Origin of the sequence: Ruminiclostridium sufflavum DSM 19573 (genome assembly GCF_003208175.1) — a bacterium.
Lineage (GTDB): Bacteria > Bacillota > Clostridia > Acetivibrionales > DSM-1351 > Ruminiclostridium > Ruminiclostridium sufflavum.
Map to the genome: position 1 here is coordinate 101728 of NZ_QKMR01000015.1, position 18256 is coordinate 119983.

Below are 18256 nucleotides of genomic sequence, written 5' to 3' on the forward strand. Positions count from 1 at the left end.
AGAAAGGAATTGCTTTTTGATGAACGAAAAGACACTTAGAGTGCTTGAATATTGGAAAATCATAGATAAACTGAAGGGCCTGACCACATCTGAATTAGGAAGAGAGCTGGTGGAGGAGCTGTCTCCTCAAACTGATTTTAATACGGTGGAAAGGCTTCTTTCTGAAACAAATGACGGAGTAAGCTGCATAATGAGGCGCGGCTCTCCTCCTCTCGGAGGCATTAATGATATCAGACCCAGCTTAAAGAGGCTGGATATAGGCGGTATTTTAAATCCGGGGGAATTGCTGCGCTTGGGCGGAGTGCTGCGTGCTGCCAGAAAGCTGAAGTCATATGCAAATGACAGAGTGAATGAGGACACTGCAAATTGTGTTAATGAATTAATAGCCTGTCTTGAGTCTAATGCCAGACTGGAGCAGAAAATTGACATGTGTATTATCAGTGAAGAGGAAATAGCAGATAATGCAAGCCCCGCACTGAATACTGTCAGGCGTCAGATAAAGGAGCATCAGGCTTCTATCAAGGACAAGCTGAATGACCTTATTCGCTCCACAAAATATCAGAAATATATACAGGAGGCAATTGTCACTATAAGAGGAGACAGATACGTAATACCTGTAAAGCAGGAGCACAGAAGTGACATTCCGGGACTTGTGCATGATTCATCCTCAAGCGGTGCGACGCTTTATATAGAGCCGATGGCTGTCGTTGAAGCAAATAACAGTATTAAGCAGCTGAAAATAAAGGAACAGACAGAGATTGAGAGGATTTTGGCCGAGCTTTCTCAGGAGGCTTCATTGATATTGCCGCAGCTCAGCGCAAACATGAGTATAATGGCAAAGCTGGATTTTATTTTTGCAAAGGCAAGGCTTGCTGTTGATTTTAATTGTATATGCCCCAAAATAAACCAAGCCGGAAGGATTATTATCAAAAAGGGCAGGCATCCTTTGCTGGATGAAAAAAAAGTAGTTCCGATAGATTTCTGGATAGGTGAGAAATTCAACTCACTGATTGTAACAGGCCCTAATACCGGAGGAAAGACTGTGTCCCTTAAAACAGTGGGACTGTTTACTCTGCTGACACAAAGCGGCTTGCATGTTCCTGCCAATGAGGGAACAGAAATGAGCGTGTTCAACAAGGTTTATGCCGATATTGGTGATGAACAGAGTATTGAACAGAGTCTGAGCACTTTTTCTTCACACATGAAAAATATAGTTGAAATACTGAAAAATGTTGACAGCAGGTCACTGGTTATGTTTGACGAGCTGGGTGCAGGAACAGACCCTACGGAGGGAGCGGCTCTTGCAATGGCGATTCTTGAATGCCTTCACCAAATTGGAGCCGTTACTCTTGCAACAACCCATTACAGCGAGCTGAAGGTATACGCGATCTCATCTCCCGGTGTCGAAAATGCCTCCTGCGAATTTGACGTTGAAACCTTGAAGCCCACATATCGTTTGCTTATAGGTGTCCCCGGAAAAAGTAATGCTTTTGCTGTATCAAAACGGCTGGGACTTACCGATGATATTATTGAGAGGTCAAAGGAATTTCTTTCTCAGGAGGATATACGGTTTGAGGATATATTGCTGAGTATTGAAAAAAACCGTAATGAAGCCGAGAGGGAGAAAATGAGAGCTGAAAGCTACAGGCTTGAGGCTGAACGTTTGAAGAAGGATTTGGAGGAGCAGAAGAGCAGGCTGTCTGCTCAAAAGGAAAAAGAGCTTAGAATGGCCCGGGAGGAAGCCCGCCAAATTCTGATGGCTTCAAAAAGAGAAGCGGAAGAGCTGGTTTCAGAAATGAAGAGGCTGGCAAAGGAGCAGGAGGAAGCAGAGGTCAGAAGGCAGACAGAGGAGCTGCGCCAAAGAGTAAGCAAAAGCATAAGCAAGCTGGAGGATTCCCTTGTGGAATCAATTATGCCAAGGCAGGGACTGGTCAAGCCTCCTAAAAATCTTAAGCCGGGAGATACAGTGCTTATTGTAAATCTCAATCAGAAGGGTACTGTCCTTACAGTGCCGGATAAGAGCGGAGAAGCGCAGGTTCAGGCCGGAATAATGAAAATAAATGTGCACATATCAAATCTCAAGCTTGTTGATGAACAGAAGCAGCAGGTCCAAAAAACCGGCATGGGCAGGATAGGAGTTTCAAAGGCTCAGAATATGTCCTCCGAAATTGATTTGAGAGGAATGCTGCTGGATGAAGCTGTGGATGCCGTTGACAAGTATCTGGATGATGCCAGTATTGCAGGCATGGGAGAGGTCACGCTTATACACGGAAAGGGAACGGGAGCCTTGAGAGCGGGACTGCAGCAATATCTGAAGCATAACCCTCACGCAAAAAGCTTCAGGCTAGGCAAGCTGGGAGAAGGCGAAACGGGTGTGACGGTTGTTGAGCTTAAATAAGATAAGGCTGCTATGACAGTATGCCGAAGATAATGCACGGTTGACATTTTTGCTTCAGTAAATTAGAATAAATAGTGGCTTATTTATCGAAAGTCAATTATTATCGGCTAGAACTGATTATATCGGACGATCATATCGTTTATTTAGCCTAAGTGACTTTTATGCCGGACATTTATATGTGTATGTATAAAGCTAAATAGGTTTATTAAAGATGTTTTTTATTATAGAGGTTAAAATTTTCGTAAGCTGCGAAGGAGAGTTTTTGTGGATATTAGACAGGATATAAGAAATATTGCTATAATTGCACACGTTGACCACGGCAAGACAACGCTTGTGGATGCTATGCTTAGACAAAGCGGTATATTCAGAGCAAATGAAGCTGTTGTAGAAAGAGTAATGGATTCAAATGATTTGGAAAAGGAAAGAGGTATTACAATCTTATCAAAGAATACTTCTGTACAATACAACAGTACTAAAATTAATATTGTTGATACGCCCGGCCATGCTGATTTTGGAGGCGAGGTTGAGCGTGTTCTGAAAATGGTTGATGGTGTGCTGCTTCTGGTTGATGCGTTTGAAGGTGCCATGCCTCAGACAAGATTTGTTTTGAAAAAAGCGCTTCAGCTCAATTTAAAGCCTATTGTTGTTGTAAACAAAATTGACAGACCCGAAGCAAGGCCTGATGAGGTTGTTGATGAAATTATCGAGTTGTTTATCGAGCTGGGAGCCGATGATGATCAGCTGGAATTCCCTGTGGTATATGCCTCTTCCAGAGAAGGCTTTGCCGTATGTGATTTATATGGAGAAAGAATAGACCTCAAGCCTTTGTTTGATGTAATAATTGACAAGGTTCCGGCACCAAGGGGTGATATGAAAGGAACACTGCAATTGCTGGTTTCAAATGTTGACTATGATGAGTATGTAGGAAGAATAGCAATAGGAAGAGTTGACAGGGGAAGGATTAAGCTCGGACAGCCGGCAATCATCTGCAAGACAGAGGGGCATCAGGTTAATGCGAGAATAACAAAGCTGTACAAATTTGAGGGACTGAAGCGTGCTGAAACGGATGAAGCCATGCTTGGCGATATAGTTGCGGTATCCGGAGTTACCGATGTAACCATCGGAGACACAATCTGTGATTTGGGTGCTCCTGATCCTCTCCCGTTTGTTGCCATTGATGAACCTACGCTTTCCATGACATTCAGTGTAAATAACAGCCCGTTCGCGGGGAGAGAAGGACAGTTTGTAACATCAAGGCATTTAAGAGACAGACTGTTCAAGGAATTAGAGACGAATGTCAGTCTTAAAGTCGAAGAAACGGATGCTGCGGAGACCTTTATCGTTTCGGGAAGAGGAGAGCTTCATCTTTCTATATTAATAGAGACAATGAGAAGGCAGGGCTACGAATTTCAAGTATCAAAAGCCAGAGTTATTAATAAGGAAGTAGAAGGCCAGATTTTGGAACCTATAGAGTATCTTATGATTGATGTGCCGGAAGAGTATATGGGTGTTGTAATGGAGAAGCTGGGCCAGAGAAAGTCCGAAATGGTTAACATGACTTCTGCTAATCAGGGATATGTCAGGCTTGAATTTAAAATACCGGCAAGAGGCTTAATCGGATATCGGTCAGAGCTGCTTACGGATACAAAGGGAAATGGAATAATGAATCATGTTTTCCACAGCTATGAGCCGTACAAGGGTGAGATTCCAATGAGACAGAGAGGCTCTCTGGTAGCATGGGAGGACGGAGAGGCTATCACTTACGGACTTTATAATGCACAGGAAAGAGGAACTCTCTTTATAACGCCGGGCACAAAGGTCTATGAAGGCATGGTGGTGGGTGAAAATGCCAAATCCGATGATTTGGTTATAAATGTCTGTAAAAAGAAGCATATTACAAATACCAGAGCCTCAGGAAGCGATGATGCACTCAGACTTACTCCTCCGCTGAACTTGAGCCTTGAGCAGGCTTTAGAGTTTATTGCCGAAGATGAGCTTGTTGAGATAACTCCCAAGAATATTCGCTTGAGGAAGAGAATATTGGATTCTGAAATGAGAGCAAAGAACAGGAGCAAAATGTAGGAGTGCTGATAGTGGTTGACTAAAGTCAATTACGGTTCAGTCTTTGCGATGATGGAATATTGATAGTAATTGACTAAAGTCAATTATGGTTCAGCTTTTACGACGATGGAATATCAGGACGATATAATCTAAGTAATTGACTTTGGAAATATGGACAAATTCTCAAAACAATATTATAGTAGATATTATTGATGTACTATAAGGATTGGAGTAATGCCAATGAATAAAAAATTGAAGGTTGCCTTGGTGGGTATTCTGTTAGTTTTGATAGGAGCATTTTTATCCATACCCAAAATTGTTAGCTTTGGCGGAACGGTATTGGGAGGTTACAGTGCGTCCTACGGTGTTTTAAACGCAATATTGACAGTGATCGGAATCTCATTGATTTTATCAGGCATATTTTTAATATCGGCCGGTTTGAAGAAGCTTACATTTGTATTAGCTTCAATAATTGTATTTGTTATTATATTTTCCGTGGGAACTATTTTTTCCTTCAAAAGTATAATATCTGTCAGTGATGATGAACAAGCTGCCGAGATTAAGATTGAGGCTTCATCTCCGGATGCGGTGCCGGTCGAAATACCCATGGGGTCGGATACAAAAGCAATTGCTGACATACTGAGTGAGGATGGGATTATAACTAAGCCTCAGGTTTTTAAAATTGTTTCAAAGCTTAATGGATATGACGGAAAATATCAGGCGGGTACCCATATTTTAAAAAAGGGTCTTGATTTGAAATCTGTAATGGAAATACTTGTTTCAAAGCCTGAAAGTGTTAAGATTACTATTCCGGAAGGACTCACCTATAAGCAGATTGTTGGAAAATTCGTGGCAAAGGGCATAGCAATCGGGGATAAATTTGACTATGCCATGAAGTATGAAAAGTATGATTACGATTTCGTAAATCAGATTAAAAATATCAATAATCGTGAGTTTATTTTAGAGGGATATTTATTCCCGGATACTTATGAGTTTTCCATGAACCCGGGTGAGAAGAAAATAATAAACATAATGCTGAGCAATTTTGACAGCAAGCTGACAAAGGAGCATTATAAAAGGGCTCAGGAATTAGGAATGACAATGGATGAAATTATTACGCTTGCATCTATTATTGAGAGAGAAGCAAGCACAAGTTCCGACAGAAGATTGGTTTCCGCTGTTTTTCATAAGAGGCTAAAGAGTAAACAGGCATATCTGCAGAAATTGCAGTCGTGCGCCACACTTCAGTACATATTCCTCAACAGAGAGGGAAAGGTACATGAACAAATAACATACGAAGATACTAATGTTGAGGATGCTTACAACACATATATTCATCCGGGGCTTCCGCCGGGGCCTATTTGTTCCCCCGGTATGGACTCTATAAACGCAGCTCTGTATCCTGATGAAGATACTGATTATATGTTCTTTATAGCAACGGGAGACGGTACCACCAAGTTTACGAAGTCCTATGAGGAGCATTTAAAAGCCATGAAGCAGTATGGTCTGGCAAAATAGCTTGTCTGTTATTATGTATGTTTTATATATTATAGGTTTGGGGTGGCTGTATGCCACCCTAATTTCGTCAGGCAGGAAGGCTCGGGCTGTATGGGTGCAAGACCCTAATATAATTTATTGCCGTAAGCTTTATACGGCTTCCTTTATTTTTAAAGATAAAACCTTGTTAAAGAGTGAAAACTATGATTAATTATGATTATATAATTGAATATATCAGAGCAACTATAAAACCAAGCACAGGGCTGCTTGCAGAGCTGGAGGAATATGCTGCCGTAAAGCATGTGCCGATAATCCAGCCGGAGGTTGCTGCTTTTATGAAGGTAATAGGACAATTGAAGCAGCCTTTTAGGATACTTGAGGTGGGTACTGCTATCGGGTACTCATCCATACTGTTTTCGGAATTTTTAAAGCAGGGCGGGATTATAGATACAATAGAAAGAAATGAAGAAATGATTGAGCTGGCAAGAAATAATATAAAAGCGGCGGGCAGGCAAAATACCATTAATGTTATAGCAGGTGATGCATCAGATGTTCTTGCTTGTCTGGATAAAAGCTATGATATGATTTTTATGGATGCTGCAAAGGGGCAGTACGGCGAATTCTTTGAGCAGTGCAAAAGAATGCTTGCTCCGGGTGGTTTGCTGGTATCCGATAATGTATTGTATAAGGGCATGATAGCAAGCGAGGACTTGGTCGCAAGGAGGAAAAGAACTATTGTTGCCAGAATGAGAGAGTTTCTGCAAATGCTTTGCGAGGATGAAGCCTTTGAAACAAGTATTATTCCTATAGGGGACGGAGTGGCGCTGAGCTTCAGAAAGCCCTGCGGATAAAGGAGGATTTTGTCATCCGGAAATTATCCGTTCTAGGTTGATTTCAGAACAATTTATCTATATGCAAGAATATTTTACGGACTGTTTGGAGGAAATTATGAGAAAGGTTGAACTTCTGGCTCCTGCCGGGAATCTGGAAAAATTAAAGATGGCTGTTTTATACGGTGCGGATGCTGTGTATATCGGCGGGCAAAGGTTTGGACTTAGAGCCCAGGCCGATAATTTTTCCCTTGAGGATATGAGGCAGGGCCTAAGCTTTGTCCATGACAGAGGCTGCAAGCTTTACGTCGCGGTAAATATAATTCCGCATAATGAAGATCTGGAGGGCTTGCCTGAATATATTGAGCAATTATATGAGCTGGGAGCAGATGCATTGATAGTTTCGGATCCGGGGGTTTTTTCCGTTGTCCGCAGGACTGTGCCCAATATGGAAATACACATAAGCACTCAGGCTAATAACACCAATTATCAAAGTGCAAATTTCTGGCATGAGCTTGGTGCAAAGCGCATTGTGGTTGCAAGAGAGCTTTCATTGGAAGAGATAAGGGAGATTAATGCAAGAACTTCGGAGAGCTTGGATATAGAAGCCTTTGTGCATGGTGCAATGTGCATCTCCTATTCGGGAAGATGCCTGCTGAGCAGTTATATGACCGGAAGAGACTCAAACAGGGGAGACTGTGCCCAGTCCTGCAGATGGAAATATCATCTTATGGAGGAAAAGCGTCCGGGAGAATACTATCCTGTGTATGAGGATGAAAAGGGAACGTATATTTTTAATTCAAAGGATTTATGCATGATTGAGCATATACCTGAGCTTGTTGAGGCCGGAATATACAGCTTCAAGATTGAAGGCAGAATGAAAAGCTCCTTTTATGCGGCAACGGTTGTAAATGCATATCGAAGAGCCATAGATGCATATCTGGCTGATCCCCAGAATTACAAATTCAATCCGGAATGGCTGAGGGAGCTTTCGAAGGCAAGCCACAGAGAGTATACGAAGGGCTTTTATTTCGGCAAAACCACCGGAGAGGATCAGATATATCATACCAGCTCGTATGTAAGAGACTATGACTTTGTAGGTTTGGTCCTGGATTATGACAGGAAAACGAAAACAGCAAAAATCGAACAACGGAACAGGATGATTGTGGGAGATGAAATTGAGGTTATGAGCCCTAACAAGGATTATTTTGTACAGACAATTGAGTCCATGAAAAATGAAGACTTAGAGGATATCAGAACTGCCCCCCATGCACAGATGGTTGTGTATATGCCTATGACTGAGGAGGTTGAGCCTTTTGCTATTCTGAGGAGGAAGTAACCTTGAAAAGTCGGCAGTACTTTAAGTATCTGAAATCAAAGGAATAATATAACTAAAGTTAATTATGATGTACTTTATTGTAAACTCCATTTGTGTCAATTAATTTGATGCGGGTGGGGTTTTTGTATTCTGGAAGTAATATTGAAGGAAGGGCACTTAAAATTTCAAGTGCTCTTCCAAAATATAATATACATCATGATAAGTCAAAGTTATCGGAACTTTATTCATTGAAAGATTAAGGTATAAACCAAAAAACTCGTATCAGTAATGGGAAAGGTCTACATAGGTAATTCAGAGTACTTGCATTTGCAAGTACTCTGATATCTAAAACAGATTATATTTACGACTGTAAAAATGAAATTAAAATATAAATAAATTCAATAGTTGACAAAATATAACATATACGGTATTCTGTCATATGAATATGTCAAATAATTATATATAATTACAAATTACTGGATTATGAATTGCTTTGAAAGGAGGTGGTAAATGTGCTCTATTATGAAGCGAAAATAAGTATCTGCCTCAAGGCGGATACACCTGCGGACAATATTTACAAAGTTATCAGCAATACTATTAATTACACATTCCTTAAAGATGAGGCTTTAAAGAAAATGCATGAGGAGAATTCTTTTAAGGGCTATACCTTCTGCAACCCTTATCCTGTAGAGAAGGAAAAGGTATATCTGGCTCAAAAGGTTTACTTGTTCAGGCTTAGAAGTATTGACTTGAAATTTATTTTGAAGGTCAAAAACCTGCTGCCGAAATGCGATGAATACTTCAAAGTTTTAGCCTTTGAGCTGTATAATTGCAAGCCTAAACACACAGATAAAATTAAGACTCTTACACCGGCTGTTTCTACTTTATATAATAGAAACTGGACTAAGGAGGACGGGATAGAAATTATTAGGGAAAGGATACATAATAATGCCGTCAGAAAGATTAAAAGCTTTTCAAAAAACGGATTTCAGGAGCCTGCGGAGAATTTTATCCAATGTATTGTCCAGACCAACAGAAAGCCTATAGTGGTACCATATAAAGAAAGCTCGTTAATAGGAAATAAATTTGAGCTGAGCATAAAGCCTGATCCTGCTTCTCAGGAGCTGGCGCAGGTGATACTGGGAGCAGGAGTATTAGAAAAAAACAGCTTGGGGCTGGGTTTTTGCATAGCCTCTGCATAATTTTATAAAGAAACGGAGGTGATAGAATGTTTGTTGATTTGATAAGGCTTTTCTCAGAAATCCCTGATTTCCGGCAGGTGGTATTGGACAACTACCGGCTTGGAAACGGAATGTATATCGTTGTTGAGGATGGGCGGATTGAGACTTTAACTAATATTGATAAAGACACGGATTGTTCGGAATATGACTGGCTGAAGTCAGCTGATTATTACAGTCAGCTTATAGATATGAATAAGGCTGTAGACTCCAATAAAAAAATTCACAGCTGTTCTCCGTTTGCGGTATTTATAAAGGCGGATACATTGCCGGAATATGGGACAGGCGACAAGGTCCTTTCTATGGAAGAATTTGAGCAGGCTATTATAAGATATTACGGAATTTTAACAAGTAACGGCAAAGCAGACAGTAAGGCGGCAGAAATATTAAAAACCGCTGATTTGCCCGAAGCAGATGCAGGCTTGTTTGAGAGCTGCAAAAACTGGCTTTTGAATAATTTAAATGAAATTATTCAAGCTGTTAAAGAGAAGCCTCCTGTAAAAGGCTCCTACCTTAAAATTTTCTTCAAGCAGGCTTTGGAAAAATACGAAATCGAGTACAGGCGTTACCTGCTGCCGAAAATATTCAATAAAAATGATTATAACATTGTGGAAAATGGTAAGCTTTTGGGTTTGTCAAATTATAATATGGGACTTAATGCAAAAAAACCATATCTGGAATTAATGGGTACAAGGTTTAAGGTACCGTTCAGAATTGGTCTTGATGACTCAATGACCTTAAAGTGCTTTTTTGAATGGATTCAGGACTACAAGACCTCGGAGGGGAAGCACCCCAATTCTGTGTACCTGCCTTCGGGAGAAAGAGAAGCTCTTGATTTTTCTAAGGATTTCAACAAATTTGTATCAGGCTATTTTTTAAACTTCAAACAAAAAAAAGATGGCATATATATTGCGGATTTTGAATGTCTTCCGTCTGATCCTGATGAAAAGCCGTTTTTCAGGATAGAAAATTGTCTTGGGGCAGATAATTGGAGATATACTAATTTGTATGAGGTCTGGCAGTTGGAAAAAATTACAGATGATGTTTTTTTCTCAAAGAGGCTTATTAAAAACTATACAGTGGATACCGGTGATATGCAGTCTGACTATAAGGCCGGTGAATATACCAAGAATCTGGAGAATCTGATGCTAAGGTATCGCAAGGCACTTCATAATTATTTCAGAAAGGGTGACAGAAAAGCTCTGGAATATTGTGCCGATGCAATGTCTAAGAGTATGGTGCTTGAAATATTACGGTTTGATGAAGAGAATGGGTATTGGAAGGCAGCAGCGGCGTTTAATTTACGCATGGCCTTGCTGAAGCAAATAAAAACAGGAGGGGATGGAGGAATGGGTGACTTTATTATTGAGTTAAGCGAGATTGTAAGGAAAAAACGAGATTTTCAGGGGGTACAGCCCCAATGTGATAATGATAAGGAATTCTTTTTTTTATGTGGGCAACTGGTAAGATACTTATTTTCATTGTCAGAGGCTTCAAATCCTAAACACAGCTTTGCAGAGAGCTTTTTAAAGGCAAAGGATTCGGCTGTTTTGAAAAGGAAGCTAAGGGAGCTGTATATTACATACGGGCATAAAATATTATTAAAATCAAGCCGCTTTGATAATTTGATGAGCATGGCTGTCGGATATGAAGCGGACACCCTGCTTAGGGATTATGAGGACTATTTTCTTGCAGGGTTCTTGAGTAAAAATTTACTATATGAGAAGAAACAGGAGGCTGAATAAAATGAAAATGAACAATAGAGTCTATGGTATTGCGGGAATAAAAAGCTGTATGGCGAACTGGAATGCTGATTTTACAGGCAGGCCGAAGGCTGTAAGCAGCGGCGATATTTTCGGAAGCGATAAGGCCTTTAAATATCCGTGCAAGAAGATGTGGCAGAATGAAGGCGAAAGGATAATGTATATCAAAACCTATAAGATTGGAACAAAGGGAAAGGGAGAGGATGCCGAAAAATTACAGCCCAAGGAGCTTAAGGAAAGATATGAAGAGCTGTTTGGCTATGAATTAAATAAAAAATTACCGTCTGATAAGGTCCTGCGTGATTTGTTTTCATGCATGGATGTAATGAATTTTGGCGCCACTTTTGCTCAGGAGGGTCAGAATATAAGTATCACAGGTGCTGTTCAGGTAGGGCAGGGCTTCAATAAATATAATAATACAGTGGTTGAGGTTCAGGATATTTTGTCACCGTTCCGTAATTCAAAGAAGGAGGATGCAGATGCATCAAGTCTTGGAAGTAAGGTAATGGTGGATGAAGCCCATTATGTATATCCGTTTTCGGTAAACCCTGATAATTACAGTGATTATGTAAAGCTTATGGAGGGCTTCGAAGGCTATACAAGGGAAGCGTATGAAAGATTCAAATCAGCATGTTTGGTAGCGGCTACTGCATTTAATACAAACAGCAAGTCAGGCTGTGAAAATGAATTTGCAATATTTATTGAGTTTAATGAAGACTCCAAGGCATATCTTCCCCCTTTAGATCAGTATGTTGAATTTGTAAAGGGAGATACTATTAACAGGCTTGATTTGACAAGGCTGTCGGAGCTCCTTAAATCTGTGGGGGATAAAATTCAGGCTGCCGAGATTTTCTATAATCCGTTTACTTTTGAAAAGCCGGAACTGCAAGGGGTTAATTACAGTGCGTATTCATTATTTGAAAGGGCGTGAGCCTTATGCAGACACGTGAAGCATTAAAATTTGATTTAAGGGGTAAAAGCGCCTTTTTTAAAAAGCCTGATGCAAACACATATGCTTATTTTACATATAATAATATTCACAAAATTGCTTTGCTGGGGCTTTTGGGCGCTGTTATAGGCTTGGGAGGATATATACGGCAGAAGGAAACAAGTTCATTTGGTGAAAAGCAAGCTTTTCCGGAATTTTACTCAAAGCTTAAAGACTTGAAGGTTTGTATAATACCAAATACCAAGTACGGATATTTTTCCAAAAAGATTCAGCAGTTCAATAACAGTGTCGGGTATGCCTCAAAGGAAGAGGGCGGTAATCTTATTGTCAGGGAGCAGTGGCTGGAAGGGCCTTCATGGACTATTTATCTGCTGAAGGATGGTGGTGCGGGGGAATATTTTGAGAGGCTTGCAGAAAATTTGCTGAATGGCAGATGTGTGTATATTCCTTACTTGGGTAAGAATGATCATCCTGCAACCATTGAAAATTGTTCTGCTGTCAGGCTGGAGCCGGCTGAATGTGAGTATTTTTCCTGCCTTTTTCCAAATGATATGGGAGAAAGAGGGATTGACACCTCTGATGGAAGCGAGAATGGGTTTTTGTTTAAGGAATATGTTCCTTATTCGATGAGTTCAAGCTTAAATTTCTATGAGTTCAAGGAGTTTGCTTTTACTAATTTTATTTTTAAGCGGAGTATTTTTACTGATTTGACTTTTACAGACTGTGAAAAAAAGCTGGTTTTTTATTGATTTTCTGCGGGGGCTGTTTGGATAACAGCCCTTTGCTTAAATCAAAAGGTTAATCCTGTTAGTCTCAAGATATAAGGCAAGCTGTTATTGATTGTGAAAAATAATGAAAGGGGCTGCCTGTTCCGGTATTTAAAAAGAGTTTCGTCCGAATGCCGGATATGGAAATGTATTTATATGTTATGAAGGAAATTTTGATTGATTTTGGAAGCTATGTTGAGAATATAGGCGATTTTTGGGCACATACATCTTGTAAGCTTCAGACCGGGAAAAAGGAGGAGCCTATTATTGAGCATATGAAGCTTACAATGGAATATTATGAGCAGCTGTGTTTTGATAAGGGCATGGATACTATTGCAAAAGGAATTATTGACAGGCTGGTTATTGATGGGAAGCCCTTGCCGGACGAATACAGGCTGTTGATTTACAGGCTGTTTGTCAATGCTATTTATCTGCATGATACAGGCAAAATAAATCCGTCTTTTCAGGCTAATGTGCTCAATAATAAAAGGGTTAACTGTAAAAAAGATTTGCCTGAGGAGCATTCCATTTATTCCGCACTTATTTATATTGATATATTTACTCCTGAAATTAAATGCATCAGGGATAGGCTATCAAGAAGTTATATTTTTAATGTTTTGTATTCCTTTGCATATTCCATTTCGAGACATCATGGGAGTCTGAATGATACGGAGGGTTTTATTGATTCTCTCTATAAAGCTCAGAGTAATGCGAAAAGAGGTGCGCTGGCCTATTATAATAGTAAAACTGTTAATGATATAGATTTTACAAAGGGCGGTGAAAATCCATTCAAAAAGGGAAATAGATTTTATAGCCTATGGGGTATGGAAGAAACGGAGTTTTATATACTGAATAAGCTGCTTTTCTCTTTAATAATAACCTGCGACTATTATTCCACCTATGAATATATCGGAGATACCGGAGTCAGCTGGGGATATATAGGAGAAGCAGAAGAATGGGAGAAAAAGTACAAAGACGGCAGGCTTTACAACATTATTCAGGGGAAAAGGGACAGTGCGGCAGGGGATATCAGGTCTTTGGATATGAATGGGCTGAGGACAAGGATTTTTTTTGATGCGGAAAAGGGGCTTTTAAATAATAGTGACAGCAATATTTTTTATCTTGAGGCTCCTACCGGAAGCGGAAAAACAAATACTTCTATAAATCTGATGCTAAAGCTTTTAGAACTGGATAATAGTATAAAAAATGTTTTTTACATTTTTCCCTTTAATACTCTTGTAGAGCAGACTGCGGGCACGCTCAGGGAGTATTTCGGCAAGGAGGCTGCCGTTGTTAACAGCATCACCCCTATTATTATTGATGAGAGGAAAACAGGAGATAGCTCTATAGCGGATTTTGACGCCGGATATTTAAACAGGCTGTTTTTCCATTACCCTTTGTCGATTACCTCTCATGTTAATTTGTTTAATGCACTTTTCGGAATCTCCAGAGAAAATCTCTATATGCTGCCGAGGCTGTGCGGGAGTGTAATTATTATGGATGAAATACAATGCTACAAAAATAAAATCTGGCGTGAGATTATTATTATGCTGCAAAAATATTCGGAGCTTCTCAATATTAAAATTATTATTATGTCGGCAACTTTGCCCCGGCTTGATTATATGCTGGGAGAGAATGTTCAGGGCTTTGCCGCTTTGCTTGAGAACAGCGGTGAGTATTACGAAAACAGTGCTTTTAAAAACAGAGTGCTTTTGGATACCTCGCTATTGTCAGAAGAAAAAATTCCACTTGTAGCCTTGGTTGATGCAGTTATTATGGAATATAAGAAAAGAAAGGGCAAATGCCTTATTGAGTTTATTAAAAAAGGTACGGCAAGGGAATTTTATATTTTGCTTAAAAAAAGGCTTAGAGAAGAAGATGCTGAGCTTCAGGACACTACGCTATTTGAATTGACAGGTGATGATAATAATTTTACCAGAAAAGCAATTATTGCCCAGATAAATAACCTTGAAAAGGTTATTGTGGTATCAACACAGGTAATTGAAGCCGGTGTGGATATTGATATGGATTACGGATTTAAAAATATTTCATTAATTGACAGCGAGGAGCAGTTTTTGGGGAGAATCAACAGGGCATGTAAAAAGCAGGGCTGCAAGGTTTTCTTTTTTATGGCTGATGAACCTGAGGACATATATAAGGAGGATAACCGGGCAGGCTTTACCCTTAAGGATTCCTGTATGCTCAGTTATCTGGCTTCAAAGGATTTCAAGGGCTATTATGAAAGTATTATGAACGTTTTAATGAAAAAATCAAGCAAGCAGAATACACATAATATTAAGAATTTTAAAGACAAGCTTTTAGGCTTGAGGTATAAAGAGATACATTCTCATATGAAGCTGATTGAAGACAGGAATGTGCAGCTGTTCTTGGCACATACTGCTCAGATTGATATTGACGGGAAAAAAGAGATTATTGACGGAAGAGCTGTCTGGCAGCAGTATAAGGAGCTGTGCATGGACAAAACAATGGGCTTTGCGGAGAGGCAGATAAAACTGTCGCAATTGGGAGAGAAAATGAGCTGCTTTACATATAATGTTTCTCGGGAACAGGCCGAGGCTTATCACGATGAGCATTTTGGCTTGTATTACGTAGAAAACGGGGAGGATTTCATAGATGACGGCAAATTTATGAGAAAGATATTTATAGAGAATCACAAGGGGCTGTTTATATGAAGGTGACAGGAACTATTGTAAATTATTATTTTCACTGCAAGCGGCAGTGCTGGCTTTTTGCCAATAGAATCAATATGGAGGACAATTCTGAGGATGTGCATATAGGCAAAGTGCTTCATGAGCTTAAATGTCAGGACGGCAGCGGCCAGAGGGAGCTGTCAGTTGAAAATATCAAAATGGACAAGATCACAAAGGAATATGTTGTTGAGAATAAGAAATCAGATGCGGATATTAATGCTACCTCATGGCAGCTGCTATACTATTTGAAGGTGCTGAAGGATAAGGGTGTTTTTAAAAAAGGCAAAATTGAGGTAGAAGAAAAAAATAAACAGGATAGAAGGTTTCATTATATTGAATTGACCTCTGAGAAGGAAAAGGAGCTTGAAAAGGTATTAGAGGATATAGTTTTTCTTATTGAATCGGATAGTATACCGCCTTTTAAATTCGAGCCTAAATGCAAAAAGTGTGCTTATTACGAGTACTGCTGCCTGTAGCTTTGAGGCCGGTGTGGAATTATGCTGGCAAATGGCATGGAGGTTAGCTTTAAAAAAATGCGGAAGTATAAAAAAACTGAGAACCTCTGCGAAGCAGAGGTTCTCTACAAGGTGCCTTATTATAAATTTTGTGTCAAAACAGGTGTGGAGGTTAAAATGAGCGAGCAAGCAAGATATATATTTTCGAAGGGCGGACTTTCAAGAAAGGATTTTTCTATACAATTCAGAGGTGACAGGGGGATAAATTATATTCCGATAGCAGATACCCGTGAATTATACTGCTTTGAGGATATTACAATAAGTACAAAGCTTTTGAATTTGTTGGCCAATTCAGGGGTTTTAATTCATTTTTTTGATTATTTCGGACATTATACCGGAACCTTTTATCCCAAAAATCATTTGGTAAGCGGAAGCTTGACAATAAAACAATGCAAGGCTTTTACAGAAGACAGGATGGTTATTGCAAAGGCTTTCGTTTCCGGTATAGCAGCAAATATTTATTTTCTTATGTATCATTATTACAGGCACGGCAAGAAGGAATTGAAGGAATATATAGACTGGTTAAGGGCTGATATTCCCAAGCTGCTGGGAAAACAGATTAATATTAAGCAGCTTCTGATGATTGAGGGAACAATATGGGCCAGATTCTACCAAACCTTTAAGGTGTTTTTGCCTGAGGATTTTGTTTTGAACAAGAGGGTAAAGAGGCCTCCGGATAATCCGATAAATGCGCTTATATCTTTTGGGAACAGCTTGCTGTATGCAAAGACTCTCACACAGATATACCATACGCATCTTGACCCGGCAATATCCTTTCTGCACGAACCCGGTGAAAGCAGATTTTCCTTGAGTCTGGATTTGTGTGAGGTATTTAAGCCGGCTGTTGTATATAAGACAATCTTTGATTGTGTGAATAACCGGAAGCTGAATGTTTCAAAGCATTTTTCCAAGGAATTGAATTACTGTATTCTCAATGAGCAGGGCAGAAAAATATTTATAAAAGCATTTGAGGACAGAATGAATCAAGTCTTTAATCATCCGGTGCTGAAAAGGAAGGTTTCTTATAAAACAGCTGTCAAGCTTGATGCATATAAGCTTATTAAGTTTATAACCGAAGGAAAGGAATTTTCTGCTTTTAATATGGAAGCGTGCAAGTAGATTGAATAACCGGATTCTTTTCCAAAGGATTTAAAACCAATTACAGTACGGAGGGGTTCATGTGAATACCAAGCAGCAGAAAAACTATAATTATGCATTTGTATTTTATGATGTGGGGGAAAAAAGGGTCCAAAAGGTGTTTAAAATATGCAAGAAATATTTCAAGCATCATCAGAAATCTGTTTTCAGAGGACATATTTCTCCGTCTGATTTAATAAAGCTGAGAGCTGAAATTAATAAAGTAATTGACAAGGGAGAGGATTTTGTTTCTATTATTAAATTATTGAGTGATACTTATTTTGATGAGGAAACTCTGGGAAATCAGAATATTAATTGTGAAAGCCTGTTTATCTGATTTTTCCAAGTCACTAATTATGCAAGGTAGATTAAAGCCTGTATATATATGACTTTAACTGGATTTAACCGCTTTTTGGTAATATACACTGTCAGGTTGGAAAGTTTTGCGTAAGATATTGATTGCATAAGGGATTAAGGGTAAAATGAATAATATGAAACGGGCTTTTGTTCGGACTGTAACTGAAACATAGGATGTATTTAAATTTTGAAATCCCCCTTTTCTTCACTTATAACTAAGTACTGTAACTGAAACATAGGATGTATTTAAATAGGATATGTACAACAAAATAATATTTGCCGTCTTTCCTGTAACTGAAACATAGGATGTATTTAAATGTTGATTTTCTTGTAAATTATGCGAAGCAAAATCACTGTAACTGAAACATAGGATGTATTTAAATACAGATATTCGTACTCTGTAGTCATATGAGCCATCCCTGTAACTGAAACATAGGATGTATTTAAATAGCACCAGCCACAACGACACCAGTAACAATTGTATACTGTAACTGAAACATAGGATGTATTTAAATCTAGCTCGACTATAAAAGTTAGTCCTGAGCTTTGGCTGTAACTGAAACATAGGATGTATTTAAATAATAACGTCATCTGATTTTCAATTACGTTGCTACTGCTGTAACTGAAACATAGGATGTATTTAAATGAAGGAGTAAGGAAAGGCTAATGCAGTTCAGATGAGCTGTAACTGAAACATAGGATGTATTTAAATTCC

13 protein-coding genes and 1 CRISPR repeat array are annotated in these 18256 nt (G+C 39.2%); all 13 genes read left to right on the forward strand.

All coding sequences use genetic code 11. From position 1 onward, the window contains the following. The first annotated feature begins 19 nt into the window (after nt 1–19). The 13 genes from LY28_RS12895 to cas2 all read left to right on the forward strand — a co-directional run bounded on the left by LY28_RS12895 (nt 20) and on the right by cas2 (nt 17521). Nucleotides 20–2398: an endonuclease MutS2 gene (locus LY28_RS12895; protein ID WP_110462610.1), complete on the forward strand. Its 2379-nt coding sequence runs from the start codon at nt 20–22 to the stop codon at nt 2396–2398. A 264-nt stretch (nt 2399–2662) separates the two neighbouring features. Next, nucleotides 2663–4480 carry a translational GTPase TypA gene (gene typA, locus LY28_RS12900; RefSeq protein WP_110462611.1) on the forward strand — a complete coding sequence of 606 codons (1818 nt, stop codon included), beginning with the start codon at nt 2663–2665 and terminating at the stop codon, nt 4478–4480. A 219-nt stretch (nt 4481–4699) separates the two neighbouring features. After that, nucleotides 4700–5977, forward strand: a complete 1278-nt coding sequence (mltG, locus tag LY28_RS12905) for an endolytic transglycosylase MltG (protein ID WP_110462612.1) — start codon at nt 4700–4702, stop codon at nt 5975–5977. A gap of 182 nt (nt 5978–6159) precedes the next feature. Then, nucleotides 6160–6807 carry an O-methyltransferase gene (locus LY28_RS12915; RefSeq protein ID WP_110462614.1) on the forward strand — a complete coding sequence of 216 codons (648 nt, stop codon included), beginning with the start codon at nt 6160–6162 and terminating at the stop codon, nt 6805–6807. A gap of 97 nt (nt 6808–6904) precedes the next feature. Continuing rightward, complete coding sequence (locus LY28_RS12920) at nt 6905–8125, forward strand: peptidase U32 family protein (protein ID WP_110462615.1); 1221 nt, start codon at nt 6905–6907, stop codon at nt 8123–8125. Between the two features lie 491 nt (nt 8126–8616). Further along, nucleotides 8617–9306 carry a CRISPR-associated endoribonuclease Cas6 gene (locus LY28_RS12925; RefSeq protein WP_110462616.1) on the forward strand — a complete coding sequence of 230 codons (690 nt, stop codon included), beginning with the start codon at nt 8617–8619 and terminating at the stop codon, nt 9304–9306. A gap of 26 nt (nt 9307–9332) precedes the next feature. Beyond that, entirely contained in the window at nt 9333–11087 is a 1755-nt protein-coding gene (locus tag LY28_RS12930) for a hypothetical protein (protein ID WP_110462617.1), read from the forward strand. A gap of 1 nt (nt 11088) precedes the next feature. Continuing rightward, nucleotides 11089–12036, forward strand: a complete 948-nt coding sequence (locus LY28_RS12935; protein ID WP_110462618.1) for a type I CRISPR-associated protein Cas7 — start codon at nt 11089–11091, stop codon at nt 12034–12036. Nucleotides 12037–12041: 5 nt separating this feature from the next. Beyond that, nucleotides 12042–12803 (forward strand): type I-B CRISPR-associated protein Cas5b, encoded by a 762-nt coding sequence (gene cas5b, locus LY28_RS12940; protein WP_110462619.1) that lies wholly within the window; start codon nt 12042–12044, stop codon nt 12801–12803. 149 nt (nt 12804–12952) lie between these two features. Next, nucleotides 12953–15514, forward strand: a complete 2562-nt coding sequence (gene cas3, locus LY28_RS12945; protein ID WP_110462620.1) for a CRISPR-associated helicase Cas3' — start codon at nt 12953–12955, stop codon at nt 15512–15514. Then, entirely contained in the window at nt 15511–16008 is a 498-nt protein-coding gene (locus LY28_RS12950) for a CRISPR-associated protein Cas4 (protein ID WP_110462621.1), read from the forward strand. The genes cas3 and LY28_RS12950 overlap by 4 nt, the downstream gene beginning before the upstream one ends. 156 nt (nt 16009–16164) lie before the next feature. Beyond that, nucleotides 16165–17166: a type I-B CRISPR-associated endonuclease Cas1b gene (gene cas1b / locus LY28_RS12955; protein WP_110462637.1), complete on the forward strand. Its 1002-nt coding sequence runs from the start codon at nt 16165–16167 to the stop codon at nt 17164–17166. A 61-nt stretch (nt 17167–17227) separates the two neighbouring features. Beyond that, a complete protein-coding gene (gene cas2, locus LY28_RS12960; RefSeq protein ID WP_110462622.1) occupies nt 17228–17521 on the forward strand; it encodes a CRISPR-associated endonuclease Cas2 in 294 nt (97 codons plus the stop codon). Nucleotides 17522–17697: 176 nt separating this feature from the next. Next, nucleotides 17698–18253: a CRISPR direct-repeat array (repeat unit 30 nt; unit sequence CTGTAACTGAAACATAGGATGTATTTAAAT). Nucleotides 18254–18256: the final 3 nt, after the last annotated feature.